At 71.3% G+C, this 26,733-nt stretch carries 22 protein-coding genes and 1 pseudogene; 11 read left to right on the top strand and 12 right to left on the bottom strand.

What is annotated here, in order from left to right; genetic code table 11:
* Positions 1–59 precede the first annotated feature (59 nt).
* From ACWGJB_RS10120 to ACWGJB_RS10095, 6 genes are all read left to right on the top strand, one after another.
* Positions 60–533, top strand: coding sequence for an NUDIX hydrolase (locus ACWGJB_RS10120; protein WP_453379717.1), 474 nt, complete (start codon positions 60–62; stop codon positions 531–533).
* A gap of 245 nt (positions 534–778) precedes the next feature.
* Entirely contained in the window at positions 779–2,557 is a 1,779-nt protein-coding gene (locus tag ACWGJB_RS10115) for a TIGR03767 family metallophosphoesterase (protein WP_453379716.1), read from the top strand.
* Between the two features lie 113 nt (positions 2,558–2,670).
* A complete protein-coding gene (locus ACWGJB_RS10110; protein WP_453379715.1) occupies positions 2,671–3,801 on the top strand; it encodes a serine hydrolase domain-containing protein in 1,131 nt (376 codons plus the stop codon).
* Between the two features lie 120 nt (positions 3,802–3,921).
* The gene (locus tag ACWGJB_RS10105; protein WP_453379714.1) at positions 3,922–4,329 is read left to right on the top strand and encodes a YciI family protein; all 408 of its coding nucleotides are present in this window, start codon (positions 3,922–3,924) and stop codon (positions 4,327–4,329) included.
* A gap of 8 nt (positions 4,330–4,337) precedes the next feature.
* Entirely contained in the window at positions 4,338–5,486 is a 1,149-nt protein-coding gene (locus ACWGJB_RS10100; RefSeq protein WP_453379862.1) for an RNA polymerase sigma factor, read from the top strand.
* A 311-nt stretch (positions 5,487–5,797) separates the two neighbouring features.
* On the top strand, positions 5,798–7,000 hold the full coding sequence (locus tag ACWGJB_RS10095; RefSeq protein WP_453379861.1) for a glycosyltransferase: 1,203 nt from the start codon (positions 5,798–5,800) through the stop codon (positions 6,998–7,000).
* A 100-nt stretch (positions 7,001–7,100) separates the two neighbouring features.
* Here ACWGJB_RS10095 and ACWGJB_RS10090 read toward each other — a convergent pair whose 3' ends face one another.
* On the bottom strand, positions 7,101–8,150 hold the full coding sequence (locus tag ACWGJB_RS10090) for a hypothetical protein (RefSeq protein WP_453379713.1): 1,050 nt from the start codon (positions 8,148–8,150) through the stop codon (positions 7,101–7,103).
* 207 nt (positions 8,151–8,357) lie between these two features.
* Positions 8,358–10,937 carry an aminopeptidase N gene (gene pepN, locus ACWGJB_RS10085; protein ID WP_453379712.1) on the bottom strand — a complete coding sequence of 860 codons (2,580 nt, stop codon included), beginning with the start codon at positions 10,935–10,937 and terminating at the stop codon, positions 8,358–8,360.
* A gap of 137 nt (positions 10,938–11,074) precedes the next feature.
* Here pepN and ACWGJB_RS10080 point away from each other — a divergent pair, with 137 nt between their 5' ends.
* The gene (locus ACWGJB_RS10080) at positions 11,075–11,737 is read left to right on the top strand and encodes a mycothiol-dependent nitroreductase Rv2466c family protein (RefSeq protein ID WP_453379711.1); all 663 of its coding nucleotides are present in this window, start codon (positions 11,075–11,077) and stop codon (positions 11,735–11,737) included.
* Positions 11,738–11,883: 146 nt separating this feature from the next.
* Here the strand turns inward: ACWGJB_RS10080 and ACWGJB_RS10075 are convergent.
* The 7 genes and pseudogenes from ACWGJB_RS10075 to ACWGJB_RS10045 all read right to left on the bottom strand — a co-directional run.
* Positions 11,884–11,952: pseudogene (locus tag ACWGJB_RS10075) on the bottom strand (superoxide dismutase); the annotation flags it as partial.
* 101 nt (positions 11,953–12,053) lie between these two features.
* Positions 12,054–12,944, bottom strand: coding sequence for a TauD/TfdA dioxygenase family protein (locus ACWGJB_RS10070; protein ID WP_453379710.1), 891 nt, complete (start codon positions 12,942–12,944; stop codon positions 12,054–12,056).
* A 12-nt stretch (positions 12,945–12,956) separates the two neighbouring features.
* A complete protein-coding gene (locus ACWGJB_RS10065) occupies positions 12,957–14,297 on the bottom strand; it encodes an LLM class flavin-dependent oxidoreductase (RefSeq protein WP_453379709.1) in 1,341 nt (446 codons plus the stop codon).
* The gene (locus ACWGJB_RS10060) at positions 14,294–15,007 is read right to left on the bottom strand and encodes an ABC transporter ATP-binding protein (RefSeq protein ID WP_453379708.1); all 714 of its coding nucleotides are present in this window, start codon (positions 15,005–15,007) and stop codon (positions 14,294–14,296) included. Before ACWGJB_RS10060 ends, ACWGJB_RS10065 begins: the two co-directional genes overlap by 4 nt.
* On the bottom strand, positions 14,983–15,825 hold the full coding sequence (locus ACWGJB_RS10055; RefSeq protein ID WP_453379707.1) for an ABC transporter permease: 843 nt from the start codon (positions 15,823–15,825) through the stop codon (positions 14,983–14,985). Before ACWGJB_RS10055 ends, ACWGJB_RS10060 begins: the two co-directional genes overlap by 25 nt.
* The gene (locus tag ACWGJB_RS10050) at positions 15,822–16,889 is read right to left on the bottom strand and encodes an ABC transporter substrate-binding protein (protein ID WP_453379706.1); all 1,068 of its coding nucleotides are present in this window, start codon (positions 16,887–16,889) and stop codon (positions 15,822–15,824) included. Before ACWGJB_RS10050 ends, ACWGJB_RS10055 begins: the two co-directional genes overlap by 4 nt.
* A gap of 206 nt (positions 16,890–17,095) precedes the next feature.
* Positions 17,096–18,280 (bottom strand): ROK family protein, encoded by a 1,185-nt coding sequence (locus ACWGJB_RS10045; RefSeq protein ID WP_453379705.1) that lies wholly within the window; start codon positions 18,278–18,280, stop codon positions 17,096–17,098.
* 443 nt (positions 18,281–18,723) lie between these two features.
* On the opposite strand from ACWGJB_RS10045, the gene ACWGJB_RS10040 reads away from it, so the two are divergent.
* On the top strand, positions 18,724–19,308 hold the full coding sequence (locus ACWGJB_RS10040; RefSeq protein WP_453379704.1) for a biotin transporter BioY: 585 nt from the start codon (positions 18,724–18,726) through the stop codon (positions 19,306–19,308).
* 68 nt (positions 19,309–19,376) lie between these two features.
* Here ACWGJB_RS10040 and ACWGJB_RS10035 read toward each other — a convergent pair whose 3' ends face one another.
* Positions 19,377–20,087: an LPXTG cell wall anchor domain-containing protein gene (locus tag ACWGJB_RS10035; protein ID WP_453379703.1), complete on the bottom strand. Its 711-nt coding sequence runs from the start codon at positions 20,085–20,087 to the stop codon at positions 19,377–19,379.
* Positions 20,088–20,411: 324 nt separating this feature from the next.
* Between ACWGJB_RS10035 and ACWGJB_RS10030 the strand changes: the two genes are divergently transcribed.
* Positions 20,412–22,160 (top strand): protein kinase domain-containing protein, encoded by a 1,749-nt coding sequence (locus ACWGJB_RS10030; protein WP_453379860.1) that lies wholly within the window; start codon positions 20,412–20,414, stop codon positions 22,158–22,160.
* Positions 22,161–22,172: 12 nt separating this feature from the next.
* Here ACWGJB_RS10030 and ACWGJB_RS10025 read toward each other — a convergent pair whose 3' ends face one another.
* Positions 22,173–23,645 (bottom strand): amino acid permease, encoded by a 1,473-nt coding sequence (locus ACWGJB_RS10025; RefSeq protein WP_453379702.1) that lies wholly within the window; start codon positions 23,643–23,645, stop codon positions 22,173–22,175.
* A gap of 215 nt (positions 23,646–23,860) precedes the next feature.
* On the opposite strand from ACWGJB_RS10025, the gene ACWGJB_RS10020 reads away from it, so the two are divergent.
* Together ACWGJB_RS10020 and ACWGJB_RS10015 are read left to right on the top strand one after the other, a co-directional pair.
* Complete coding sequence (locus ACWGJB_RS10020) at positions 23,861–24,355, top strand: ribose-5-phosphate isomerase (RefSeq protein ID WP_453379701.1); 495 nt, start codon at positions 23,861–23,863, stop codon at positions 24,353–24,355.
* Between the two features lie 157 nt (positions 24,356–24,512).
* Positions 24,513–25,316 (top strand): Fpg/Nei family DNA glycosylase, encoded by an 804-nt coding sequence (locus tag ACWGJB_RS10015; protein ID WP_453379700.1) that lies wholly within the window; start codon positions 24,513–24,515, stop codon positions 25,314–25,316.
* Between the two features lie 22 nt (positions 25,317–25,338).
* Here ACWGJB_RS10015 and ACWGJB_RS10010 read toward each other — a convergent pair whose 3' ends face one another.
* Complete coding sequence (locus tag ACWGJB_RS10010; protein ID WP_453379699.1) at positions 25,339–26,580, bottom strand: GNAT family N-acetyltransferase; 1,242 nt, start codon at positions 26,578–26,580, stop codon at positions 25,339–25,341.
* Positions 26,581–26,733 lie beyond the last annotated feature (153 nt).

Raw genomic sequence — 26,733 nt, 5'->3', positions numbered from 1 at the left:
TCCTTGCCGTGAAAGGAAATCCGTTGGCCGCCGGCCCTCACGCCCCCTACCGTGCCGATGTGCGCGAGAAGCTGAGGGTGGCGGCCTACGCCGTGTGCGTCCGTGACGGACAGATCCTGCTGGCCCGGTCGCCCGACGACGACGGCGTACCCGAGTGGGTCCTGCCCGGCGGCGGCATGGAGCATGGCGAGGACCCGTACGACACGGTCCGCCGCGAGCTCATGGAGGAGACCGGCTACCGCATCGAGGTGACCGGACTGCTGGGCATCGACTCCTTCCGGCGGCACTTCGCCGCCGAGGGCCCGCTGCGCCTCCCCACCGACCACCACGGCGTGCGGATCATCTATACCGGGGAGATCGTCGGCGGCGAGCTGAGGAACGAGGTGAACGGCTCCACCGACATGGCCGCCTGGCACGACCTGGACGCCGTACCCGGCCTCCGGCACATCCGGCTGGTCGACGTCGCGCTGCGGCTGTGGCGGGAGCGGCCGGCGGCGGGGCGGTTTGCACCGGAGCAGTCGTCGCAGTCGTAAGCGCCAAAGACCCTCCCCTTCCCCGGCAGATGAACGCGGAGTAACCGGCCCCCGGCCGCCCGCAATCCGCTCCATGACCGGTCCCCACCTCACCTGATCCACGTACGGTGATCGGCGTTGCGCGTTGCCGCCGCGTTCACGCGCAGGCCATCCCCGGTGCCAACGATCCAGAGTGAGCGGGAAGTTCGCGGAAGCGATCGCCCGCGACCACTGTCGGACGCGTTCGCACTCGGGGAGACCGCGCCATGTCGCGCATACGCTCAGTCGCCACCTCCGCGGCCCAGAAGGGCCGCGAGGCACTGGAGATCAACCGTCGTACCGTGCTCGCCGCCGCCGGAGCCGTCTCGCTCTCCGCGGGCGTCGGCTACGCCCTGCGCCCCACCGACAGCCAGGCCGCGCCCGCCGCGACCGACGAGCCGCAGCCGGTCGCCGAGGGCCGCGAGGCCGCCGCGGCGCCCCTCGCGCCGTACACCAAGGGCACCACCCTCGCCTCCGTCGCCGCGCCCCGCAGCGGCTCCGGCTACCGGCGGCTCGGGGACGGCGCCGGCTGGTCGCGCGTGCTCCGCTCCGACCTGGCCGCCGCCAAGTCCGGCCGGGCCGGCCGCCGTACCGCCCTGGCCGCGTTCGTGCAGTTCACCGACCTGCATCTGATGGACGTCCAGCACCCGCTGCGCCTGGAATACCTGCGCGCCCACGACCCGCACGCCTGGCGCCCCCACGAGGCGCTCACCGTGCCCGGCGCCATCTCCCTCGTCGAGCGCGTGAACGCGCTGCGCGGCGCCCCCGTCACCGGCTCCCCGCTGCACTTCGTGATGACGACGGGCGACAACACCGACAACAACGCCCACTCCGAGCTGGAGTGGTTCATGAAGGTGATGAGCGGCGGCCGGATCACCCCCAACACCGGTGACCCCAAGCACTACGAGGGCGTGCAGAACAGCGGTCTGAAGCTGTACTGGCAGGCGAGCTCCACCGTCCGCGACGGCGACAAGGCGCTCGGCTTCCCGCACCTGGCGGGCTTCCTGGCTGCCGCGATCCGCGAGGTGAACAGCCCCGGTCTCAACCTCCCCTGGTACTCCACCGTCGGCAACCACGACGCGCTGCCGCTCGGCTGCTTCGGCTCCCACGCCGACCCCTACCTGGCGGCGGCCGCGATCGCCGGCAAGAAGCTGATGACGGTGACCGACGCCGAGGCCAGGAAGCTCCAGGACTCCATCCGCAACGCCCAGGACCCCAAGGGCAGCGGCTACCGCGACTTCCTGAAGGCCCACGCCCGGTCGATGCGCTCGGTCACGGCAGACGAGAAGCGCGCCCCCTACACGGCGTCGGACTACCTCAAGGCCCACCTGGACCCGGCCTACCAGGGCCTCGGCCCGGTCGGGCACGGCTACTCCTCCGCGAACCTGGCCGCGGGCACCCAGTACTACGCCTTCCGTATCTCCGACGACGTCATCGGCATCAGCCTCGACACGACGGACGCCGGCGGCCACTACGACGGATCGATCGGCTCGGTCCAACTGGCCTGGCTGGAGCGGACCCTGCGGGAGAACAAGGACTCCTACGCGGTCGTCTTCAGCCACCACACCAGCCAGACGATGACCAACACCCGCCCCGACCCGGCCCACCCGAGCGACCGCCGCCACTCGGGCGCCGAGCTGGTCACCCTCCTCAACCGGCATGCCAATGTGCTCGCCTGGGTGAACGGCCACATCCACCGCAACCTCATCACCCCGCACAAGGCCTCGAACGGCAACTCCTTCTGGGAGATCACCACCGCCTCGCACGTGGACTACCCGCAGCTGGCCCGGGTCGTGGAGCTGGTGGACAACAAGGACGGCACGGTCTCCCTCTTCACCACGCTGATCGAGTCCGCGGCCCCGCACCGCACGGACTTCTCCGACCTCTCCCAGACCGGCCTCGCGGCCCTCTACCGCGAACTGGCCTTCAACGCCCCCGGTTCCAGCAAGGTCCTGGGCGGCGACCCGGCGGACCGGAACACGGAGCTGGTCCTCAAGAAGGGCTGAAACTCACCCGACCGGCCCACAGCGGGCAACCTCGCCGATCACGACGGTGTCCCTTCCCCCGACCGAGTCCGACGACCGCGTCGACTCGACCGGTGACCCAACTGGGGAGAGACATGTACGTACGTACGACACTGGTGGCGGCCGCGGCACTGGCCCTGTCGGCGGCACTGGTGGCACCGGCGGTGGCGGCACCCGCCGCCGGCCACCAGGCCACCCGCAAGGCGGTGCGGGCCGCGGTCGCGGCCGGCGTGCCCGGGGTGACCGCCACGGCCCGTGACCCGCACGGCACCTGGTCGACGACGGCCGGGGTGGGCGACACCCGCACCGGCGCCCCGCGTTCCGCGTCCGACCACTACCGGGTCGGCAGCCTCACGAAGACCTTCGTCTCCACGGTCCTGCTCCAACTGGAGGCGGAGGGCCGCCTGTCCCTGGACGACACGGTGGACAAGTGGCTGCCCGGAGTGGTCCGCGGCCACGGCAACGACGGCCGCCGCGTCACCGTCCGCCAGCTCCTCGACCACACCAGCGGCATCTTCAACTACACGGCGGACGAGGAGTTCGGCCGCGCGTACTTCCTGAAGGACGGCTTCTTCCGGCACCGCTACGACACCCTGACACCCGCCGACCTGGTGGGAATCGCGATGAAGCACAAGCCCGCGTTCGCACCGGGGACGAGCTGGTCCTACTCCAACACGAACTACGTCCTGGCCGGCATGGTGATCAAGGCGGTGACGGGCCGCTCGTACGCTCAGGAGATCACGAACCGGGTCATCGAGCCGCTCCACCTGACCGGCACGTCCCTTCCCGGCACCCGCACCACCCTCCCGCGCCCGAGCAGCCGCGCCTACTCGAAACTGACCGACCCGGCCGGCCCCACCTACGACGTCACCACCCTCAACCCCTCGATGGCCTCCTCGGCCGGCGAGATGATCTCCACCTCCGCCGACCTGACCCGCTTCTACGAGGCCCTGCTGCGCGGCCGCCTCCTCCCCGCGCACCAGCTGAAGGAGATGAAGAGCACGGTCCCCGTCCCCGGCGACCCCAACAGCACCTACGGCCTCGGCCTGATCGAGCACACCCTCTCCTGCGGCGTCCAGGTCTGGGGCAACGACGGCGGCATCCACGGCTCCACCTCCACGGCGGGCACCACCGCCGACGGCCGCCACGCCCTGGCCGTGAACTTCAACGGCGACTGGACGGGCGACCCGGGCACGGTCCTGGACGCGGAGTTCTGCGGGGACTGAGCGCCCTGTGCGAGCGCCCCGGAAAAAAGATCCGGCGGCGATGTCGAGAACGCCCGGTCGGCTCCGTCCCAGGGGTGAGCGCGGCCACAATGGGTCGCACGAGCACCGAGGAGAACCATCATGGCCAAGTACCTGCTGCTGAAGCACTACCGAGGCGCCCCGGCATCGGTCAACGACGTGCCCATGGACCAGTGGACGCCCGAGGAGATCTCGGCCCACCTGCAGTACATGAACGACTTCGCGGCGCGGCTGGAGAAGAGCGGCGAGTTCGTCGACAGCCAGGCGCTGGCTCCGGAGGGGACGTTCGTCCAGTACGGCGGTGAGGGGCGTCCGCCGGTCACCGACGGACCGTTCGCGGAGACCAAGGACCTCATCGCCGGCTGGATGATCATCGACGTCGACAGCTACCAGCGTGCCGTCGAGCTGGCGGGGGAGTTGTCGGCCGCCCCCGGGGCCGGGGGCAAGCCGATCCACGAGTGGCTGGAGCTGCGCCCGTTCTACGGCGTGCGGCCCACCGTCACGGAATGACCCCGGAAGTGAACGAGGCTCTGCTCCGGAGCCTCACGCCGGGCGTGCTCGGGACCCTCGTCCGCCGCGGAGCCGATTTCGCGGCGGCCGAGGACGCCGTACAGGACGCACTCGTCGAGGCGGTCCGCGTGTGGCCCGCCGACCCGCCGCGCGACGCGAAGGGCTGGCTGGTCACCGTGGCCTGGCGCAGGTTCCTCGACGCGACCCGGGCGGACACCGCCCGCCGCCGGCGCGAGGACCTGGTCGAGGAGGAGCCGGGGCCCGGGCCGGCGCCGGCGGTGGACGACACGCTCCAGCTGTACTTCCTGTGCGCCCACCCGTCACTGACCCCGTCGTCGGCGGTCGCGCTCACGCTGCGCGCCGTCGGCGGGCTCACCACCCGGCAGATCGCCCAGGCCTACCTGGTGCCGGAGGCGACGATGGCCCAGCGCATCAGCCGGGCCAAGCGCACCGTCTCCGGCGTGCGCTTCGACCGGCCCGGCGATGTCGCCACCGTGCTGCGCGTCCTCTACCTGGTCTTCAACGAGGGCTACTCCGGCGACGTCGACCTCGCCGCCGAGGCCATCCGGCTCACCCGGCAACTCGCCGCCTCGATCGACCACCCCGAGGTGGCGGGCCTGCTCGCCCTCATGCTGCTCCACCACGCCCGCCGTGCCGCCCGCACCGCGCCCGACGGCAGTCTGGTGCCGCTCGCCGAACAGGACCGGAGCCGCTGGGACACCCGCCTGATTGCCGAGGGCGTCGTGATCCTCCAGGCTGCCCTCGCCCGCGACCGCCTCGGCGAGTTCCAGGCCCAGGCCGCCGTCGCCGCCCTGCACGCGGACGCGCCCACCGCGGAGGAGACCGACTGGGTGCAGATCGTCGAGTGGTACGACGAACTCGCGCGCCTGACCGACAGCCCGGTCGTCCGGCTCAACCGCGCGGTCGCCGTGGGCGAGGCCGACGGACCGCGCGCCGGCCTGGCCGCGCTCGCGGCGCTCGACGCCGCCCTGCCCCGGCACACCGCGGTCGCCGCCTACCTCCACGAGCGCGACGGCGACCTGCCGACCGCGGCACGGCTGTACGCCGAGGCGGCCCGGAAGGCGACCGACCTCGCCGAACGCGACCACCTGACCCGTCAGGCCGCCCGGCTCAACACCCGCCGCGGCCGCCGCTGACACCGTCGTACGTTCGGGTGGCGCGCTTGCCGATTTTTTGCCGTCGACCGGGTCGGCCCCATGCCTCCCGCCGCCCCGCCAGGGTCCCGTAAAACCGCAGGTCAGAAGGGTGACAACGAGGGTGGTCGGACGATGCCGCGAGTGACGGTCCCGGTACCCGCCGTGTAAATGAATCGGACTCCGATACGAGACATACCGTTCATCCGAATGAAACGTCCGTACCGCCTCATATCGGCTAACCCGCGGTTCCCGGGGATGGCTCGATCTGGTGCAAGGCAGGTGGTCGTGTGGGCGCTCGGCTCGGACTTCGTGTGCTCTCGGTCTACGAGGGTTTTTTCTCCGGGGGAGCCCGGATCGTGCACAGTGATGTGCTGCTGGGCCTCGTCGAGGGCGGTCAGCAGTGGCATCGCGTGTTGAGTCTGCACGGTGAGGTCCACCGGGAAGCCACCACGCAACGGATGGAGGACGACGCCTGCTACCGCGCGCTCACCGCCGGCGGCATCGACGTCACCTCCCTCGGCCGTACCGCGGGTCTCGTCGACGGCACGGTCGCGGCGTCGGTTTTCAGCGGGCCCGAGCTGGCCGATACCGCGCGGGCGATGGCCGGCGCGGACGTCATCCTCTCCCTGAAGGAGCAGCCGCTCGCGCTCCTCAACCAGGCCGGGCTGCCCCGCCGCCCCGTCGTCGTCTGCCTGCACCGGTCCGACCCGGAGAACCAGGGCCCGGCGCTGGACGAGCTGAAGACCGCCATCGCCGAGGGCAAGGTCGTGGCGTGCGTGTGCTGCGCCGAGTCGACGCGGGACGCGTACCAGGCGGCCGGCATCCCCGGTGAGCTGCTGCACGTCATCCCGAACGGGGTCGACCTGCTCCGCTTCCGCCCGGACGCGGCGGTGCGCCTCGCGTTCCGCGAGTCCGCCGGGATCCCGGCCACCGCCCCCGTCGTCGTCTTCGCCGCCCGGTACGCGGGCATGAAGAACGTGCCGCTCTTCCTGCGGGCGGCCCGGGCGTGGCTGGCCCGTGAGGGCGGGGGGCACGTGGTCATGTGCGGCGCCGGGATGACCGAGGACAACCCCGCCCTCTGGGCCGACATGGAGATCGCCTTCGGCGCCGACCGGGCCGCCCTCGGCGACCGCGTGCACCTGCTGGGCGTACGGCACGACATGGAGGCCGTCTACGCCGGCTCCGACGTCGTCGCCCTCACCTCCGTCTCCGGCGAGGCGGCACCGCTGTGCCTGATCGAGGGCATGATGTGCGGCGCGGTACCGGTGACGACCGACGTCGGCGACAGCGCGTCGATCGTGGAGGGGCACGGTCTCGTGACGCCCTTCGACCCCGACGCGATCGCCTTCGCGTGGTCGGCGGCGGTGGCCGAGCGGGACGCGTTCGCACCGGCGCTGCTGGCGAGCCGCGAGCGGTTCAGCCGTACCCGGATGATCGCCGCGTACGCCGACCTGCTCGACCGCGTCGCAGGCGAGGTGCGCGACGAACTGCGCCCGGGCGTCAGCGGGCAGTAGGAGAGCGGGCCGGTGACGGGCCGCCGCGACATGAGGAGGGGCCGCCGGTCCCCCTCCGGCCGGCGGCCCCTCCTCTCCCCTCCTGGCGGTGCCCCCCTCGTTATCGGGGGAGCACCACGACATACGCGGCCGGGTCGCGGTCGTCGGCCGCCATCAGCGCCGTACGGACCACTGCCGCCTGCTGCTCCATCGCGTCGCGGAGCTTCTTCGGGGTGAGGTGGACGACGGTGATGCCCAGCCGCTCCAGGTGCTCGCGCTTGCAGGCGTATTCGGACCACAGGGCGTCGTCGTCCTGCCGATCGCCCTGGCGCGGGGCACGGGTGTCCAGTTCCACCGCCACCGCCTGCTCGGGCCAGTAGGCGTCCAGGCCGCCCAGGTGGGGGCCGCCGGGCAGGCGCAGGTCCACGTTCCACACCGGGGCGGGCAGGCCGTACTCGTGGACCATCCGGTAGAGGCGGTCCTCGGCGATGGCCCGGCCCTCGGCGACCAGCGAGTCGACGGCGTTCACCACATGCGGGCGGGACAGCAGCTTCGCCTCGTTCAACGCCCGTACCACCGCGGCCGGTTCGCAGTGGTGGCCGCGGACCGCCTCCGTCAGCAGCCGTCGTACCGCCTCCGCGTCGGTCAGGTCCGCCACCGCGTCCGCGAGGGCGCGGGGGACCGGGGCGACGGGCAGGCCGGTCACCGGCTCGGGGGTCGGCAGGGCCGGGGTGCGGAGCACCCGGACGTAGGACGTGGAGCGGATCCGGCGCAGGCGCGGGACCAGGACGTCCACGTGGTCCAGGGAGAGGAGCGGCGGGGTGGCGGAGAAGCCGTGGAGGGTCAGCGCCGCGAGACCCGTGATCATCGCCTCCGGGTAGACCGTGCGGTGCGGGGAGTCGGCGCCCGGCTGGACCGGGACGCCGGGGGCGGGCTCACGGGCGGCGAACAGCAGCGCTCCGTGCAGGCGTTCCTCGCTGGTCGGCGGGCCGGGGTGGAGCAGGATCACCCCGGGGAGCAGCTGCTGCCAGGGGCCGGCCGCCCGGCACTGCTCGGCGATCTCGGCGGCCGGGACGCCGTGGGAACGGAGCTGGGCCGTCGTCAGCACCCGGCGGTGGACGTCGGAGAGGTGGCGGAGGGGGCGGGGGGAGAGCGGGGTGTTGTGGGTCATGGACCGGAGATTCCCTTGTCCGGTCTGCCCGTTAACCGCTGTTACGTTCCTGTTGAAGAATGCGGACAGGACGGTGCTAAAGGTCAGATGTTCGAGTGCCGAGTAGGAGGCGAAAACCCCTGGTCCGATCGGGTGCGGACCAGGGGTTACGGTCATGATTGACTGAATTCCGTAACGGTCACCCGGCGGGAAACCCAAGGCCAAAGGTCAGCCGGTCACGGCCCGCGCGTCGCACTCCTGTCCGTGCAGCGTCCGGGCCAGGTCGTCGCGGGCCTCCAGGACCAGCCGGCGCAGCGCGGGCGGCGCGTCGGCATGCGCCGTCAGCCAGGCGTCCGTCGCCTCCAGCGTCTCGGGGCGGTCCTGGAGCGAGGGGTACAGGCCCCGGACCACGTCCATGCCGATCTGGATCGAACGGTCCTCCCAGATCCGCGCGATGACCTCGAAGTACTTCTCCGCGTAGGGCGCCAGCAGGTCCCGCTGCGACGACTGGGCGAAGCCCGCGATCGTCGCCTCCACCAGCGCGTTGGACAGCGCCTGCGACTCCACGACCTGTGCCCAGGCCTGCGCCTTCACGGCCGCCGAGGGACGGGCGGCCAGGCAGCGCACCTGGTGGCGCTTGCCGGACGCGGTGTCGTCGCGGGTCAGTTCGGCCGCCAGCGCGGACTCGTCGGCCACGCCGTGCGCGGCGAGGGGTTCGAGGAACGCCCAGCGCAGCTCCTGGTCGACGTCCAGGCCGTCGATCGTGGCCGTGCCCGACAGCAGCTCCTGGAGCAGCCGCAGGTCGGCCCCGTCCGCCGCCGTCGACGCGAAGAACCGCGCCCAGGCCAGCTGGTGCTCGCTGCCCGGCTCGGCCTGCCGCAGCTCCCGCAGGGCACCTTCCGCGAGCCGCCGCCCGGCGGTCTCCCGCCACTCGGGCGCCACGTAGTTCACCAGTGCCGAGTTCGCCCACGCGTGCAGCATCTGCAGCACCCCGATGTCCGACTCGCGGCTCGCGAACCGCAGCACCAGGTCGACGAAGTCCCGGGCCGGCAGCAGCGCGTCCCGGGTCAGGTTCCACAGCGCCGACCAGCACAGGGCGCGGGCGAGCGGGTCGGTCAGGGCGCCCAGGTGGTCCCGGAGCGTCGCCAGCGAGGTGTCGTCGAAGCGGATCTTGCAGTAGGTGAGGTCGTCGTCGTTGACCAGGACCAGCTCCGGGGCCTCGGCGCCGGCCAGGTCGGCGATCAGCGTGCGCGGGCCGTCGACGTCCGTCTCCGTGCGCGCGTACCGCTCCAGCTTGCCCTCGGCCGTACGGCGGTAGAGGCCTACCGCGACCCGGTGCGGGCGCAGGTCGGGGTGCGACTCGGCGGCCTCCTGGACCACCGCCAGCTCGGCCACCCTGCCGTCCCCGTCCAGCAGCACCTGCGGGGTCAGCGAGTTCACCCCCGCCGTCTGGAGCCACTTCCCGGCCCAGGCGCTCATGTCCCGGCCGCTGGTCTCCTCGAGGACCGACAGCAGGTCACCGAGCCGGGTGTTGCCGTACGCGTTGCGCTTGAAGTAGCGGCGGGCGCCCTCCAGGAAGGCGTCCTGGCCGACGTAGGCCACCAACTGCTTGAGGACGGAGGCGCCCTTGGCGTAGGTGATGCCGTCGAAGTTGAGCTTGGCGTCCTGCAGGTCGCGGATGTCGGCGGTGATCGGGTGCGTGGACGGCAGCTGGTCGGCGCGGTAGGCCCAGGCCTTGCGGCGGTTGGCGAAGGTGGTCCAGGCGTTGGTGAAACGGGTCGCGTTGACGTTCGCGAAGGTGCCCATGAAGTCCGCGAAGGACTCCTTCAGCCACAGGTCGTCCCACCACACCATGGTGACCAGGTCGCCGAACCACATGTGCGCCATCTCGTGCAGGATGACGTTGGCCCGCGCCTCGTAGGAGGCCTGGGTCACCTTGCCCCGGAAGATGTACTCCTCCCGGAACGTCACCAGACCCGGGTTCTCCATCGCGCCGAGGTTGTACTCGGGCACGAACGCCTGGTCGTACTTCCCGAACGGGTACGGGTAGTCGAAGTGGTCGTGGAAGAAGTCCAGGCCCTGCTTGGTGACGAGGAAGACGTCGTCCGCGTCGAAGTAGGGGGCCAGGCCCTTGCGGCACATCGCGCCGAGCGGGATCTCCAGCGTCGTCCCGTCGGGGAGCGTGCGCGCGTACGCGTCCGTCACGTAGTGGTACGGGCCCGCCACCACGCACGTGATGTACGTCGAGATCGGCTTCGTCTCCGCGAACCGCCACACCCCGTCGGCGAGTTCACCGGCCCCGTTGCTCCACACCGTCCACTCCTCGGGCGCCCGCACCTCGAAGCGGAACGGCGCCTTGAGGTCCGGCTGCTCGAAGCCCGCGAAGACCCGGCGGGAGTCGGCCGGCTCGTACTGCGTGTAGAGGTAGACCTCGCCGTCCTCGGGGTCGACGAAGCGGTGCAGGCCCTCGCCGGTGCGGGAGTAGGCGCACTGGGCGTCCACCACCAGCTCGTTCTCCGCGGCCAGGTCCTCCAGGAGGATCCGGGTGCCGTCGAAGACCTCGCCCGGGTCCAGGTCCTTGCCGTTCAGTGTCACCGCGGTCACGCCCGGTGCGATCAGGTCGGCGAAGCTCGCCGCGCCCGGCTCGTTGCAGCGGAAGCGGATCGTGGTCACCGAGCGGAAGGTGCGCGGCTCGCCCTGGCCCTCGCCGACGGCCGACCGCACGTCCAGCGACACGTCGTAGCCGTCCACCGACAGCAGGGCGGCCCGCTCCCGGGCCTCGTCGCGGGACAGATTCTCACCGGGCACGGGCGGCACTCCCTCAAGGTTGTCAGTACGCCGGAACAGCACCGATCCTCCCATGCGCACCTGACCGCGGGCACCCGGGAATGGGGTGGCCGATGTCGGTGTTGCGGCTGGAAAAGGACCGCATTCCGAGGAGAACCATGTCCGAGACCGTGACGAGTTCCGGCAAGACCCCCGTCGACTTCTGGTTCGACCCGCTGTGCCCCTGGGCCTGGATGACCTCCCGGTGGGTCCTGGAAGTGGAGAAGGTCCGCGACATCGAGGTCCGCTGGCACATCATGAGCCTCGCGGTGCTCAACGAGCCCAAGCTGGACGAGCTGCCCGAGGAGTACCGCGAGCTGCTGGAGACCAAGGCGTGGCGGCCGATCCGCGTGGTCACCGCGGCCTGGCAGAAGCACGGCGCCGACATTCTCGGCCCGCTGTACACCGCGCTCGGCACCCGTATCCACAACAACGGCGAGGGCCCGACCGTGGAGGCCGTCGCGGGCGCGCTCGCGGACGTCGGTCTGCCGGCCGACCTGATCGACTACGCCGACCAGGAGGACTTCGAGTTCGACGCGGAGCTGCGCGCCTCCCACAAGGAGGGCATCGACAAGGTCGGCCAGGACGTCGGCACCCCGGTCATCGCGGTCCCCGGCCCGGACGGCGAGCAGATCGCCTTCTTCGGCCCGGTCGTCACCCCCGCCCCCAAGGGCGAGGAGGCGGCCCGCCTGTGGGACGGCACCCTCGCGGTCGCCTCCGTCCCCGGCTTCTACGAGATCAAGCGGACCCGCACCAAGGGCCCCGACTTCAGCAACCTGTAGACCCGTCGCGGGCTCAAGCCCCGACGGACCCCCTTACGGGAAACCGGGAAAGCCCCCGCGAGTCACGTCCTCGCGGGGGTTTCCCTTCTTCCGCCTGCCCCCGTGAGCGGTGAGAAGACGATCACGAGGCGGGGCGCATCGGTGACTCAGGGAGCCAGCAGCAGTACATCCGCGCGGGATTTGGCGGCCGCGTGACGGCGGGCCACGTCCTGCCAGCAACAAGAAGCGCGGTGCGGGCAAGGAAGAAGGCCCCCACGTGTCGTCACGTGAGGGCCTCGGGGGAGGGGCGGGGGTCAGCCGGCGGCGGCGACCGTGGTCACGCGGCCACGGGCGTGTAGTGCGAGGCGTCTCCCTCGATCGAGTAGCTCTCCTTGCCCTCGATGCCGGCCGGGACGTCACCGGCGACGGTGACGCGGTGGAGGCGGCGCGGCCGGCCGTCGTAGTTGTCGATGGCGTAGTGCTGGGTGATGCGGTTGTCGAACAGGACGAGCTGGTCGGGGGACCAGCGGTGGCGCAGGATGTTCTCGGGGCGGGTGACGTACGCCTGGAGCACGTCGAGGACCTTGCGGGACTCGTCCTTCGACAGGCCGACGATCCGCTGGGCGAACCCGCCGATGAACAGGCCGCGCTCACCGGTCAGCGGGTGCACCCGGACGACCGGATGGACCGTGCGGAACTTGATCGACGTGAACTGGGCGCGCTGGGCCGCCTGTCCCTCGTCGATCTCCTCGTCCGGCACGGCGTAGTCGTAGTCGTTGGTGTGCTCCGCCCAGAGCGTGTCCGCGAGCGCGCGCAGCGGCTCGGGCAGGTCGCGGTAGGCGGCGGCCGAACTGGCGATCAGGGTCTCGCCGCCGTACGGCGGGATCGTGAGGGAGCGCAGGGTGCTGGCCTGGGGCGGGTTCAGGACGAACGTCACGTCCGTGTGCCAGTGGTTGGCCCGGCCGCGCTCGCTGTCGACGGGCAGCACGTTCGGGGCGCCGTCGACGGCGGGCACCGTCGGGTGGGCGGTGGTGAGGCCGCCGAAGTGCCGGGCGAAGGCCTCCTGGCCCGCGTCGTCGAGGTGGACATCGTCGAAGACCAGGGCCTTGTGGACGTTCAGGGCCTCGCGGATCGCGGCGACCTGCTCCTCGTCCAGCGGCTTGGCGATGTCCACGCCCAGGACCTGGGCGCCTATGTTCGCGGTGACCTTGCGGATCTCGATGGACATGCGGGCGTCCTTTCAGAGGGTGGCGAGTGCGGGAGTGACGTACTGGTTGGCGGGGCGGGGCAGGCCGTAGCGCTCCCGCAGGGTGCGGCGCGGACCGTAATCCCTGCGCAGCAGGCCGCGGGCGCGCAGGATCGGTACGACGTGGTCGACGAAGGCCTCCAGGCCGGAGGGCAGCACCGGCGGCATGATGTTGAAGCCGTCGGCGGCGCCCTGGGTGAACCAGGTCTCGATCGCGTCGGCGACCTGCTCCGGGGTCCCGGCGAAGGTCAGATGGCCGCGGCCGCCGCCGAGCCGGCCGATCAGCTGCCGTACGGTGAGCCGCTCGCGGCGGCCGAGTCCGACGACCAGCGTGTAACGGCTCTTGGCGCCCTCGATGGCGTCCTCGGGCGGCAGCTCGGCGGGCAGCTGGGCGTCCAACTCCAGGGTTCCGGCCGGGAGGTGGAGCAGCCGTTCCAGGTTGGCCACGCCGTGCCGGTGCACGATGTGGTCCTCCAGGAACTGTTCGTGCGCCCGTGCCTCGGCCTCGGTCGAGCCGATGACGGGGACGATGCCGGGCAGCACCTTGATGTGGTCGGGGTCGCGGCCCGCCTGGGACGTACGGGCCTTGAGGTCGGCGTAGAACGCCCGCGCCTCCTCGATGGTCTGCTGCGCGGTGAACACCGCCTCCGCGTACCGGGCCGCGAACGCCTTGCCGTCCTCGCTGGACCCCGCCTGCACCAGCAGCGGGTAACCCTGCGGGGAGCGCGGCACGTTGAGGGCGCCCTCGACACTGAAGTACGGCCCCTGGTGGCGGGGCGGGTGGATCTTCGCGTCGTCGCCCCAGACGCCGGCCGCCTTGTCGGCGACGATCGCGTCGTCCTCCCAGCTGTCCCAGAGTTTCAGGGCCACGTCGAGGAAGTCGGCGGCCCGGGCGTACCGCTCGGCGTGCGCGGGCTCCGCGTCCAGACCGAAGTTGCGGGCCGCCTCCGCCCCCGCCGTGGTGACGATGTTCCAGCCCGCCCGGCCGCCGCTGACGATGTCGAGGGAGGCGAACCTGCGGGCCAGGTTGTAGGGGGAGTTGTAGGAGGTGGAGGCGGTGGCGATCAGGCCGATGTGCTCGGTGGCGGTCGCCAGCGCGGTGAGCAGGGTGAGGGGTTCGAGCGCCCCGGAGGGCCGCTGCCCCACACTGCCCCACAGGTGCGGGCCGTCGGCGAGGAACAGCGAGTCGAAGGTGCCGCGCTCGGCGGTCCTGGCCAGCCGTACGTAGTGCGCGAGGTCGGTGTGCGCGTGGGGGTCGCTCTCCGGGAGGCGCCAGGAGGCCTCGTGGTGACCGGTGTTCATCAGGAAGGCGTTGAGGTGGAGCGGGCGGGTCATGCGGGGTCCTCCGTGACACCGAGGGCGGTGAGCAGTTGCTTGCGGTGGAGGGCGTTCGGCCGGGTGCGGTCGACGGTCAGGTCGAGGCCGATCCGGCCGTTCTCCAGGACCAGGACGCGGTCGGCGAGGACGATCGCCTCGTCGACGTCGTGGGTGACGAGCAGCACGGACGGCCGGTGCCGCTGCCACAGCTCGCGCAGCAGGTGGTGCATCTTGATGCGGGTGAGTGCGTCGAGCGCGCCGAACGGCTCGTCGGCAAGGAGCAGTTCGGGCTCGCGCACCAGGGAGCGGGCGAGCGCGGCACGCTGCGCCTCGCCGCCGGACAGCTCGCCCGGCCAGGCCCGCTCCCGGCCGCCGAGACCGACCTCCTCGAGCGCGGAGCGGCCCTTGGCGTCGGCGTCCTTGCCGTCCAGTCCCAGCACCACGTTGTCCAGCACCCGGCGCCAGGGCAGCAGCCGGGAGTCCTGGAAGACCACCGACACCCGTTCCGGAGCGGTGAGTTCACCACTCCCCGCGACCCCGTGGTCGAGTCCGGCGACCGCCCGCAGCAGGGTGCTCTTGCCGGAGCCGCTGTGTCCGAGCAGGGCGGTGAACTGCCCGGCGGGCAGGTCGAGGTCGATGCCGTCGAGGACCGTGCGGCCCCCGAACGACCTTGTCAGCCCCCGGAGCCGAACGGCGGGGCGGGTCAGCTGCTCAGTGTGCGGCGCCATGACAGCACCCTCCGTTCGATGCCACGGACCACGGTGTCGGAGACGAGGCCGAAGACGCCGTAGATCAGCAGACCGACCAGGATGATGTCGCTGCGGCCGTAGTTCTGGGCCTGGAACATCATGTAGCCGAGGCCGCTGGTGGCGTTGATCTGCTCCAGGACGACCAGGCCCAGCCAGGATCCGGTGACACCGAGCCGGAGTCCCACGAAGAATCCGGGCAGCGCGCCGGGGATCACGATCTGCCGGATGAACTGGAGCCTCGACAGGTCCAGCACCTCGGCGAGTTCGACGTACCGGCTGTCGATGGCGGACAGCGCGGCGTGCGTGTTCAGGTAGACCGGGATGTAGACGACGATCGCGATGATGGCGATCTTGAAGGTCTCGCCGATCCCCAGCCAGAGGATGAACAGCGGGATCAGACCGAGGGTCGGGATCGCCCGGTTGATCTGCACGGTCCCGTCGATCAGCGCCTCCCCGGTCCGGCTGAGCCCGGCGGCCAGGGCCAGCAGCACCCCGGCGGTCAGCCCGATCGCGAAGCCGTACCCGGCCCGCTCCACGGAGGTCAGGATGTCGGTGCGCAGCGTCCCGGCCGTCCACAGGTGGACGGCGGTGTCCAGGACGGTCCAGGGCGCCGGGACGGCCCCCGGGTCGAGCTGTCCGGCGGCGGACGCGCTCGCCCAGGCGGCGAGGAAGACCAGGGGTCCGGCCAGCCGGGCGGCGGGCAGCCTGCGGCCGGGGGAGAGGCGGCGGCGCGGGCGGACCCGGCGGGCCTCCTCCTCGACGGGAACCGGCACGGTGCCGGTGGCCACGGCGGTCATTTCCGGTACTCCGCCGGTACGGCCTTCGCGGCGATGGACTCGAAGCGGTGGTCGAAGAGCGAGGAGACGTCGGTCTTCTTCACGAAGCCGCCCTCCGCCAGCAGATCGGCGGTCTCCTGCTCCCACTTGACCGCCTCGTCCCAGCTCGGCGGGAACAACGGCTTGTTGGCGAGTTTCGTGATGCCCTGGGCCTGGGCGAGGGTCAGGTTCTGGGTCTTCACGTAGAACTCCTCGTTCCAGGTGTCCGGGTTCTCCCACTGCCAGACCAGGCCCCTGGCCCACTGCGGGATGTACGCGGCGACCGCGGCCGCCTTGGCCCGGTCGTTCAGCACCGCCTGCGGGGCCCACAGCAGGTTGAGCAGGTCGACGACGTCGGTGGCGATCGTGTGGGCGCCCTTCGCGCCGTACTGCTGGAGGTAGGCCGGCGCCTGGGTGTTGGGGAGCGGGGCCACGTCCACCTGGCCGGACTGCAGGGCCGTGAAGAACTGGTTGCTGGTCAGCGGGACCAGCCGCACGTCGTCGTAGGCGAGCCCGGCCTCCTTCAGCGCCCGCAGCAGCACGACCCCCTGGGCCTGGCCCTGTGAGAAGGCGAGCTTCTTGCCCTTGAAATCGGCGACCGTGCGGATGTCGCTGCCGGGCTTGGTGGCGAACAGATAGTTGGGTTTGCGGGTGATGTTGATCGCCACGATCTTCGCCGCGAAACCCTGGAACTGCGCCTGGATCGGCGGAATTCCCGCGTTGTTGGCGAGGTCCAGCGACTTGGCGCGGAACGCGTTGATGACATCGGGGCCGGCCCCGATGTTCAGCCAGCTCGACACCGTGAACGGCAGTGCGGGCAGTTTCGCCAGCTTGAACTGCAGTTGCTGGGTGTTCAGATAGGAGGCGATCTTCAGGCTGGTGCCGGCCGGGACCTTGGCGGCCAGCGGAGCGGTCGAGGCGCCCGTGGTCTCGGCGGCGGCCGTGCCGCCTGCGCAGCCGCTGAGCCCGGCCACGGCCGCCGAGGCGCCGAGCAGCGAGGTGAGGAAGAGCCGGCGGTCGACGCCGGAGGGGGACGCAGAAGGCATGGGAGGGCTCCCGGGAGAAAAGCAGCTGAGAAGCAGCAGAAAGGCAGGGAGAATTTCCGGCGACAGAAGGCCGGAAAGAGAGATCTCACACAGCGGTGAATGCGCGCTCGGGGCGCGTCAAGACGTCAGCAACAGAGGGTGCGACAGGTCATGAGAAGGATGTTCCTTGCCGTGCGCGACGGCTGTCAATATTCCGAGTTTCTGAATTAAATAAGCCGTGGTGACGCGCTCAACGGGTCCCGGTACAGCACGTCGAGGACCACCGAACCGCCCGCCACCGCCAGCACGGAGTCCCCGAAGCTGGTCGGCGCCACCACGGCGGCCCGCTCCGGTCCGACCGCCTCCCGCAGCGCGGCCAGGCAGTCCTCGCGGTTCAGTACGCCCACCTCGGTGACCACCACGCTCTCCGGGTTGAGTACGTCGAGGAGCAGCCCCGCCGCCCGCCCGGTCAGCCGCGCCCGCTCCACCAGCAGCCGCACCGCCACCGGGTCACCGGCGCCGGCCGCCGCGAGGACGTCCATCGGATTGACGCCGTCGACGACCCCGGCCGCCCGGGCCCGGCGCACCAGCGTCCGCTCGCTCAGCTCCACCTGGAGACAGCCGGTGCGCCCGCAGCTGCACGGCTCGGTGCCGCCCGGCACCGGGAGATGGGCGATCGTGCCCGCCTGCGAGCGCGGGCCGTGGTGCACCTCGTCACCGGTGGCGAAGGCCGCGTCGACCACGTTCCCGACGAACAGGTGCAGCACGCTCCGGCTGCCCCGGGCCCGCCCGAAGAGCCGCTCCCCGTTGACCAACGCCCGCGCGTGCCCGTCCACATGGACCGGCAGCCCGGTGGCCGCGCCGAGCAGTTCCCGCACCGGTACCTCGCGCCAGCCCAGCAGCGGGTGCTCGACGACGGTTCCGGAGTCCCGGTCCACCCAGCCGCCGACCGCGACCCCGACGCCCAGCGGCCGGCAGCCCGGCACCCCGTCGAGCAGCGCGGCCAGCCCGGCGGCGGCCCGCTCCAGCACTCCGCGCGGCTCGGTGTCCCGGTGCTTCAACTCCCGCCGTACGAGCACCCGTCCGCGCAGGTCGAGGAGTGCGACCGTGGTGTACGGCACGGCCACGTGCACCCCGCCGACCACGAACCGCGAGTCGTCCAGGTCGACGGGAACATGCGGCCGGCCCACCCCGCCGGCCCGGCGAGGCGCCTGCGCCTCCCGGATCAGGCCGAGTTCGGTGAACCGGGCGCAGTAGTCGGTGACGGAGGCCGGGGAGAGCCCGGTCAGCCGGGCGATGGTGGAGCGGGCCACCGGTCCGTGCTCCAGCACCGACCGCAGGACCACGCTGGCGCTGGCCCGCCGCCGGTCGCCGGGGGGAGAGATGAGCGGGGGTGCCGCGGTACGGGGCATGGGAACCGTCCTCGGGAACGGGGGCCGACACGTCTCGGAGAGTGAGGCGCGCCGGGTCCGGTCCCTGCCGCGCGGCCTCAGACCGGACGGCGACAGGTGGCAGCCCCCTGCCGTCGCAGGTCGACATAGCGACGCGACGTGAAGTTCCGGGACTGGGCGACCATGTCCGAAAGCGTAGGCCAGCGACCCGGAATCCCACCAGACCACTAGGATTCGATTGGTGGAACTCCACAGACCTGTTCAACGCCGTTGACGTGACTGAAACATCTCTGCCTCAGTGATCGGCGTCACCTCAAACCGTGTGTAGCTCGCATCCTTTGTGGGGAGCCCACCAAGCGCCCGATCCGGCCTTTGTCGATCGCTGACGTGTTCGGCTCAGGCGGCCCGGGATAGCGTCACGGTGTTCCCTGCTTGTCTGCCCACCCTCACCTCGCGGAGTCCCCATGAGCACCGCCACCGCAGCCGCGTCGCCCCGCACCGGCACCGTCCTCGCCGACCTCCTGCCCGCGTCCCGGGTGCGCGACGTGGCCCTCGTGGTCGGCGGCGCCGCGCTCACCGGCCTCGCAGCCCAGATCGCCGTCCCGGTACCGGGCTCCCCGGTCCCGGTCACCGGCCAGACCTTCGCGGCCCTGCTCGTCGGCACCGCCCTCGGCGCCCGCCGCGGCCTGCTCTCCCTCGCCCTGTACGCGCTGGCGGGTCTGGCGGGCGTGCCGTGGTTCGCGAGCGGCACCTCCGGGGTCTCCGTCTCCTTCGGCTACATCCTCGGCATGATGCTCGCCTCCGCCGTCGTGGGCTCCCTGGCCCGGCGCGGCGCCGACCGCAACGTGCTGCGGATGGCGGGCGCGATGCTGCTCGGCGAGGCGATCATCTACGCGATCGGTGTGCCGTACCTGGCCTACACCGCCCACCTGTCCGCGTCCGCGGCGATCGCCGCCGGCCTCACCCCGTTCCTGATCGGCGACGCGGTGAAGGCGGCCCTGGCGATGGGCGCGCTGCCGGCCGCCTGGAAGCTCGCCGACAAGAGCTGACGGCACCGAATACGGGAAGGGGCCCGGGGCGCGCACGCCCCCCGGGCCCCTTCCCGTGGGTGTCCTGCTCAGCAGGTCCGCCGCCGCGACCACCACACGCCCGCCGCCCCGGCCGCGATCAGCGCCGCGCCGGCCGCGCCGAGCGGCAGCACGTCACTGCCCGCGCCGGTCTTCGGCAGCTGGTCGCCGCCCGGCCCCACCGGCTTGTTGTCGGTGCCGAGCAGCAGCGGGGTGGCCGGGGCGTTCGGCGACGGGTTCGTCGTACCGAACGGCACCGGGCCCTGCTGCCAGAAGGTCTTCTTCCCGTCCGCGCTCTGCACGGGCAGGCAGATCTTCCCGGTCTTGCCCAGATCGAACGTGGCGTCCACCGGGTAGGACTTCGACTTGCCCGCGCCGAGCGCGCCGACCGGGCAACTGAAGCCGCTGTTCGAACCGGCCGGCAGATCCTTCGCCGCGATGGCGTCGCAGCCCTGCACGTTCGTGACCTTCAGGCCGTCGAAACCGACCACCAAAAGCCTGATGCCGGCGCTGTCCTTGGTTCCCTCGTTCTTGACGGTGGCGGTAATCGCCGTTTTCTGCGAACTGTTGTCGACCGAGATCTTCTCCGGCAGCGTGGTCGTCAGCTTCACACCCGCCGGTGCCTGGTCAACCGCCTTTCCCCCCTTGCCGCTTGCCGGTCCCTGGTCATCGGCGGCCGCCGTGAACGGGAGGATCATCACGGCCGAGAAAGATGCCGTGACCAGCGATCCCGTGACGACTGCCATACGACGAGAACTCATGTTCGTCCCCCTTGCAACCCCCTGGACCGCGCCTGAATTCGCGGTCACTTGAAGAGGTACCACAAGATTTCTCCGCACTATGCTGGTACGGCCGTAAGTGTGACCATTGTGTGTCAGCAGGGGCGGTCGTTGAGGGGGTGCAGCGAATTGCCGGAGAATTCAGGGAGTCCAGAGAGCCCGGGGAATTCCGTTGGTCCAGGGAATTCCGGTGGTCCAGGGAATGCGGTTGGTCCAGGGAACGCCGAGAGCGCGGGGCGGGGTGGGGTCCCGGGGCTGCTGGTGACCGGTCGCTACCGGCTGGCCGAGAGTATCGGGCAGGGGGGAATGGGGCGGGTGTGGCGGGCCGCCGACGAGACGCTCGACCGGCAGGTCGCCGTCAAGGAGATGCGGATCGACGGCCTCGACGCCGAGGACACCCGCACCCGCCGTGAACGCACCCTGCGCGAGGCCAGGGCCACCGCCCGGATCGACCACCCCAACGTCGTACGGGTCTACGACGTCGTCGACGAGGGCGAACGCCTGTGGATCGTCATGGAGCTGGTCAACGGCCGCTCCCTTGAGTGGATCATGGCCGAGGAAGGGGCGCTGAGCCCGCGCGCCGCGGCCCGGATCGGCCTCGGCCTGGTCGCCGCGCTGCGCCAGGTGCACGCCGGGGGAGTGCTGCACCGCGACATCAAACCCGGGAACGTCCTCGTCGAGAACACCGCCGGCCGGGTCGTCCTCACCGACTTCGGTATCGCGGCGATCCAGGACGCCAAGGCGCTCACCATGGTCGGCATGCTCGTCGGCTCCCCCGACTACATGGCACCCGAGCGGATCTCCGGGCGCCCGCAGGGCCCGCCGTCCGACGTCTGGTCGCTCGGCGCGACCCTGTGCGCGGCCCTCGGCGACCGCTCCCCCTTCTCCCGCGACACGACCCTGGCCACCCTGCACGCGGTCCTCTACGAGGAGCCCGAACTCCCCGCGGCTGCGGGCCCGTTGCGCGACCTGTTGGCAGCGCTGCTGGCGAAGGAACCGACGGCCCGGCCCGGCCTGGCGGAGGTCGAACAGACCCTGCGCCCGGTGGCATACCCACCCCAGACCCCGACAGAGACGTACCCGGCTCCGGCCCCGACCCCGGCTCCGGTTTCGGCTCCGGTTTCAGCGGAGCGCCCGACACCGGCGTACGTGGAGCTGACGAAGCTGCGTGTTCCGGAGCCCGAGGACGAACGCCCGCAGCCGCAGCCGACGGAGGTGCGGACGTCCCCGCCGGTGAGTGCTTCGACGGAGGCGGCGACGGAACGCTCCGAGGTCCGCTCGGAGACTCCGCCCAGCAATTCAGCGGGCCCGACCCTCCCTCAAGCAGGCGTCACATCACCACGCCCCGAACTGCAGCGCCCCGTCAGGGGGGCGGGGCTGCATCAATCAGCGGCTCCGCCGCGGAGCGCGACCAGCCACAACGCACCCGCAGTGCCCCACCGCCGCAAAGCCCCCAAACGCACAACTCTCCTGGCCGTACTGGGAACCGCAGCCGTAGCCACCGCCGTCGCCATCCTCCTCGCCACCACAAAAGGCGGCGGCGGCAACGACACAGCGAACGGCACCTCCTCAACCCCCTCGGCCGCAACCTCCCCGTCGGCCACCGTGGCCGGCACCGCCCGCCCCCGCACCCTCCCGCCCGGCGCCCACGAGGAGGCCGGCGGCTTCGCCTGGGTGACCCCGAAGGGCTGGCGCAGGGACGTGAAGACCGGCGCCGAGGTGCACTACACCTCTCCCGACGGCAGCCAGGAACTCGTCGCCAAGTCCTCCCTGGCCCGCGGCGACCTCATGGACAGCTGGAGCGCCTCCGAACGCAGCGCCCACCAGGGTCAGGACTACAGCAAGATCCGGCTGGTCGAGACGAGGTTCCGCGGCTACCCGGCGGTGGTCTGGGAGTACACCTTCTCCCTCAAGGGCGTCCGCTGGCACGCACGGCTGCTGGGCTTCGACGCCGACGGCAAGTCGTACCAGATCAACACCTGGTACCAGCCGGCGATCGAAACCCAGGCCGTGCGGACGTACGAGCAGGTCAAGGAGGGCTTCACCCTGCTGTGACCGGCGGTCGGCTCAGCCGACGGACACCTTGTCGGCGGGCTCGCCCGCCTCCGCGGCGGCCGCCGCCACGCGGCTCCCCGTGACCTTCTGCTTCACCACGGCGACGGCGATCACGAGCGCCGCGACGAGCAAGGACAGCAGCACGGTCGTACGGCCGCTGCTCTCGCCCTCGGTGTCGGTCAGCATGTAGCCCAGGACGAACACGATCAGACCGGCCGTCGCCCAGGTCAGATACGGGTACAGCCACATCTTCACGACGAGCTTCTCCGGCGCCTCGGCCTGGATGATCTTCCGCATGCGCAGCTGCGAGAAGCAGATGACCAGCCAGACGAACAGGGCCACCGCACCGGAGGAGTTGACCAGGAAGAGGAAGACGGAGTCCGGGAACCGGTAGTTGAAGAAGACGGCGACGAACCCGAAGACGACGGAGGCGAGGATCGCGGCCATCGGCACACCGCGGGAGGTGGTCCGGGCGAACGCCTTCGGCGCGTCGCCGCGCTGCCCGAGCGAGAACGCCATCCGGGAGGCCGTGTACAGACCGGAGTTGAGACAGGACAGCACCGAGGTCAGCACGATGAAGTTCATGATCTCGCCGGCGTGCGCGATGCCGAGGGAGTCGAGGGCGGCGACGTACGAGCCCTTCTCCTTGATCGACGGGTCGTTCCAGGGCAGCAGCGCGACGACGATGAGGATCGAGCCGAGGTAGAAGACGCCGATCCGCCAGATGATGCTGTTGGTCGACTTGGTGACCGCGCGCTGCGGGTCCTCGGACTCGCCGGCGGCCAGGGTGGCGATCTCGCTGCCCATGAAGGAGAAGACGACCAGCAGCACACCGGTGAGGATGGCGCCGGGCCCGTGGGGCAGGAAACCGCCGTGGTCGGTGAGGTTGGCGAAACTCGCCTTGTCCGCGTGCACGCCGGGCAGCACACCGAAGACGGCCAGCAGGCCGACGACGATGAACGCGCCGATCGCGACGACCTTGATCCCGGCGAACCAGAACTCGAACTCGCCGTAGGAGCCGACCGAGATCAGGTTGGTGGCGGTGAGGACCACCATCACGATGAGCGCCCAGCCCCACTGGGGCACGGCCGGGATCCAGCCCTCCAGGATCTTGGCGCCCGCGGTGGCCTCCACCGCCAGCACCACGACCCAGAAGAACCAGTAGAGCCAGCCGATGGAGAACCCGGCCCAGCGGCCGAGCGCGCGGTCCGCGTGCGCGGAGAACGAACCGGAGGTCGGATTGGCGGCGGACATCTCGCCGAGCATCCGCATCACCAGGACGACGAGAGTGCCGACGAGGGCGTACGACAACAGGATGCCGGGCCCTGCGGTGGCGATACCCGAACTGGAACCGACGAAGAGACCGGCGCCGATGACGCCGCCGATGGCGATCATCGACAGATGACGGTTCTTGAGTCCTGCGTGCAGACCGTTGCCGGGATCGCCGGCCGGGGGCGGGGCAGTCGTGGTCGGCTGCGAAGTCATGGGGGGAATTCCTTTGCGCCGTTGAGCGGGGGTGAGCGGGGGTCCCGTACGAGCGGCGTACGAGTTGGTCCAGTGAAACGGAGGCTGGCGAATTCCTGAACCTTTGATTCCAGATCGTTACTTGAGGTTTTCCTGAGGTTCCGTAGTGTTACTCACACTTTCCGGGGCGTGGCCCCCGCACTGCCGCGTGTTTACGGCCATGTCACACTCGTCCCATGCGCGTGTATCTCGGCTCCGACCATGCGGGCTTCGAACTCAAGAACCACCTCGTCGAGTGGCTGAAGGAAGCGGGGCACGACCCCGTCGACTGCGGCCCCCACATCTACGACGCCCAGGACGACTACCCGCCCTTCTGCCTCCGTGCGGCCGAGCGGACGGCGGCGGACCCCGAGTCCCTCGGCATCGTGATCGGCGGCTCCGGCAACGGTGAGCAGATCGCCGCGAACAAGGTGAAGGGCGTGCGGGCGGCGCTCGCCTGGAGCGAGGAGACCGCGTCGCTCGGCCGGCAGCACAACGACGCGAACGTCGTCGCGGTGGGGGCGCGGATGCACACTCAGGAGGAGGCGACGAAGTTCGTCGAGACCTTCCTGAACACGCCGTTCTCGCAGGGTGAGCGCCATATCCGCCGCATCGACATGCTGACGGAGTACGAGACGACGGGCGCCCTCCCGCCCATCCCGCCGCACCACCCCTCCGGGGACGGCCGGTAGGCGTTCGGCTGCGGGCGCGTGGGGGCTGTTCGCGCCCACGCGGCGGAGCCGCACATCGACAAAGCCCCGCGCCCCTGACGGGGCGCTGTCGTCACGTGCCCTTCGACGTTCACCCCTCGAGCGAGTCGGGTGGGCGGGTGGGAAAGGAATCACCTCAGTGCCAGAGGGGCACACTATTCATCGGCTCGCGCTGGACTACCGGCGGCTCACCGGACCCGTGCGGGTCAGCAGCCCGCAGGGCAAGTTCTCCGACGCCGCCCAGCTGATCGACGGCGCCCCCCTCACCCGTACCGAAGCACACGGCAAGCACCTCTTCCTGGGCTTCCGCGACGGCGACTGGGTCCACATCCACCTCGGCCTCTTCGGCAAGGTCACCTTCGGCGACGCCCCCGCCCCCCCGGCCACCGACACCGTCCGGCTCCGCCTCGCCGACGCCACCTCGTACGTCGACCTGCGCGGCCCCACCACCTGCGCCCTGATCACCGACGCGGAGAAGAACGCCGTACACGCCCGGCTCGGCCCGGATCCGCTCCGTGCCGACGCCGACCCGGGCGTCGCGTACCGGAAGATCTCCCGCAGCCGTACGACCGTCGCCGCGCTGCTGATGGATCAGAAGATCATCGCGGGGGTCGGCAACGTCTACCGCGCCGAGGTGCTGTTCCGACACGGAATCGATCCCTACCGTGCCGGAAAGGAGATCGGCCCGGCCGAGTGGGACGCCGTCTGGGCCGATCTCGCCGGGCTCATGCACGAAGGCGTGCGGAACAACCGGATCGACACCGTCCGCCCCGAGCACACCCCGGAGGCGATGGGACGCCTGCCGCGCGTCGACGACCACGGCGGCGAGGTGTACGTCTACCGCCGGGCCACCCTGCCCTGCCACATCTGCGGCACCGAGATCCGCACCGCGGACCTCGCTGCCCGCAACCTCTTCTGGTGCCCCCGCTGCCAGAACCGCTGAGCGGCGCGCACCCGGACGCGCACTAGAAACCGTGCGGCAGCCACGGCAGCGCCGCCGACCCGAACGCCGTCGACGCCTCGGCCAGCGCCCCCGGCCGCAGCTCCCGCACCCGGCCCGCCCGCGCCAACGACACCAGGGACACGCCACCGAGGTACGCCGCCGCCAGCTCCCGTACGGACAGGGCGAGTTCGGCCGGGTCCGTCGTACGTTCGCAGGACGCACCCTTGGCGTCGCCGGTCAGCCGCCAACGCCCCTCGTTCCAGGGGCAGAAGGCGTCCGCCACCTCCAGCACCACGTCCACCGGCGCCTGATAGGTCCGCGCCGCGAGCGCCCTGCCGACGTCGACGAGACGGAGGTACCCCATGTCCCGCACCCGCGTCAGACAGCGCCGGATGTCGGAGACCAGGTACTGCCAGGCGTCGTCGACCGGCCGCCCCCGCAGCGTCAGCTTCGACATCAGGTCGATGCCGAACAGGAACCGCCACAGCGCCGCGTCGCTCGCCGCGTCCACCGCGGCCAGGTCCTGCAACGCCACCGTGCCGTCGTGCCCGCTCGGCGACCAGCCCAGCTTGGTACGGAACCGGGCGTACCCGGTGACCCGCCCGTCCCGCTCGGCGACCACGCACTGCAGCGCCGACGCGCCGTCCCGGTCGCTCTCCGGGTCCACCAGCGCCGCCCGCTCCCAGCCGGGCTGCCGGGCCAGCATCCCGGGCCGCAGCGGCACCAGCTCCGCGTACACCACCTCGCACGCGTCGAGCACGTCGGCCGGCCTGGCGTAGCGCAGCCGTACGTCGTCGGTGCCGGCCGGCACGGCCAGCGTCACCCGGCTCGTGTCGATCTCGGCCTGCAGCTGCTGGGTCGCGGCGTCGTACCCGAAGCGGCCGTAGATCGCCGGCTCGGAGGCGGTCAGCGCGGCGAGCGCCTCACCCCGCTCCCGTACGTCGTCGAGCTGGCGCCGCATCATCGCGGTCAGCACCCCGCGCCGCCGGTGCGTCGCGGACACGCTCACCATGGTGACGCCCGCCACGGGCAGCACGGCGCCGCCCGGCACGGTCATCCGGAAGCTGAACGCCCCGCCCGTCCCGACGAGGTCGGCCCCGTCCCAGGCGGCCAGCGAACGCTCGAACTCCGTGACGGAGCGGTCCAGCTCACGCTCCTCGGCCGACGCCGGGCCGGCCCCGAAGGCCCGGACCAGGTGGTCCCACCACCCGTCGAACTCCTCGGCACGCAGTACCTTCAACGCGGTCGTACGGTCGTTCGCCATACGCCATGCCTACCAGGGGCAATGCGGGACGAGCCAGCGAATTTCTCCCGGACGGCGACGCGGGGCCGTCCGGTGAAGTTCACTGTGAAGTCGCACTCACAGGTGAACCTCGGACGGGGGACAAGTGGGACCTCCCGTGCCAAGCAGCTGGTC

Source organism: Streptomyces sp. NPDC054813, assembly GCF_053611365.1.
This window is presented reverse-complemented; position numbering and strand designations above follow the sequence as displayed.

Bases quoted from the DNA above. Each gene is read 5' to 3' on its own strand.
- ACWGJB_RS10115 (WP_453379716.1), top strand. From the start codon at position 779: ATGTCGCGCATACGCTCAGTCGCCACCTCCGCGGCCCAGAAGGGCCGC.
- ACWGJB_RS10110 (WP_453379715.1), top strand. From the start codon at position 2,671: ATGTACGTACGTACGACACTGGTGGCGGCCGCGGCACTGGCCCTGTCG.
- ACWGJB_RS10105 (WP_453379714.1), top strand. From the start codon at position 3,922: ATGGCCAAGTACCTGCTGCTGAAGCACTACCGAGGCGCCCCGGCATCG.
- ACWGJB_RS10090 (WP_453379713.1), bottom strand. From the start codon at position 8,150: ATGACCCACAACACCCCGCTCTCCCCCCGCCCCCTCCGCCACCTCTCC.
- ACWGJB_RS10080 (WP_453379711.1), top strand. From the start codon at position 11,075: ATGTCCGAGACCGTGACGAGTTCCGGCAAGACCCCCGTCGACTTCTGG.
- ACWGJB_RS10070 (WP_453379710.1), bottom strand. From the start codon at position 12,944: ATGTCCATCGAGATCCGCAAGGTCACCGCGAACATAGGCGCCCAGGTC.
- ACWGJB_RS10065 (WP_453379709.1), bottom strand. From the start codon at position 14,297: ATGACCCGCCCGCTCCACCTCAACGCCTTCCTGATGAACACCGGTCAC.
- ACWGJB_RS10060 (WP_453379708.1), bottom strand. From the start codon at position 15,007: ATGGCGCCGCACACTGAGCAGCTGACCCGCCCCGCCGTTCGGCTCCGG.
- ACWGJB_RS10055 (WP_453379707.1), bottom strand. From the start codon at position 15,825: ATGACCGCCGTGGCCACCGGCACCGTGCCGGTTCCCGTCGAGGAGGAG.
- ACWGJB_RS10050 (WP_453379706.1), bottom strand. From the start codon at position 16,889: ATGCCTTCTGCGTCCCCCTCCGGCGTCGACCGCCGGCTCTTCCTCACC.
- ACWGJB_RS10045 (WP_453379705.1), bottom strand. From the start codon at position 18,280: ATGCCCCGTACCGCGGCACCCCCGCTCATCTCTCCCCCCGGCGACCGG.
- ACWGJB_RS10040 (WP_453379704.1), top strand. From the start codon at position 18,724: ATGAGCACCGCCACCGCAGCCGCGTCGCCCCGCACCGGCACCGTCCTC.
- ACWGJB_RS10035 (WP_453379703.1), bottom strand. From the start codon at position 20,087: ATGAGTTCTCGTCGTATGGCAGTCGTCACGGGATCGCTGGTCACGGCA.
- ACWGJB_RS10030 (WP_453379860.1), top strand. From the start codon at position 20,412: ATGGGGCGGGTGTGGCGGGCCGCCGACGAGACGCTCGACCGGCAGGTC.
- ACWGJB_RS10025 (WP_453379702.1), bottom strand. From the start codon at position 23,645: ATGACTTCGCAGCCGACCACGACTGCCCCGCCCCCGGCCGGCGATCCC.
- ACWGJB_RS10020 (WP_453379701.1), top strand. From the start codon at position 23,861: ATGCGCGTGTATCTCGGCTCCGACCATGCGGGCTTCGAACTCAAGAAC.
- ACWGJB_RS10010 (WP_453379699.1), bottom strand. From the start codon at position 26,580: ATGGCGAACGACCGTACGACCGCGTTGAAGGTACTGCGTGCCGAGGAG.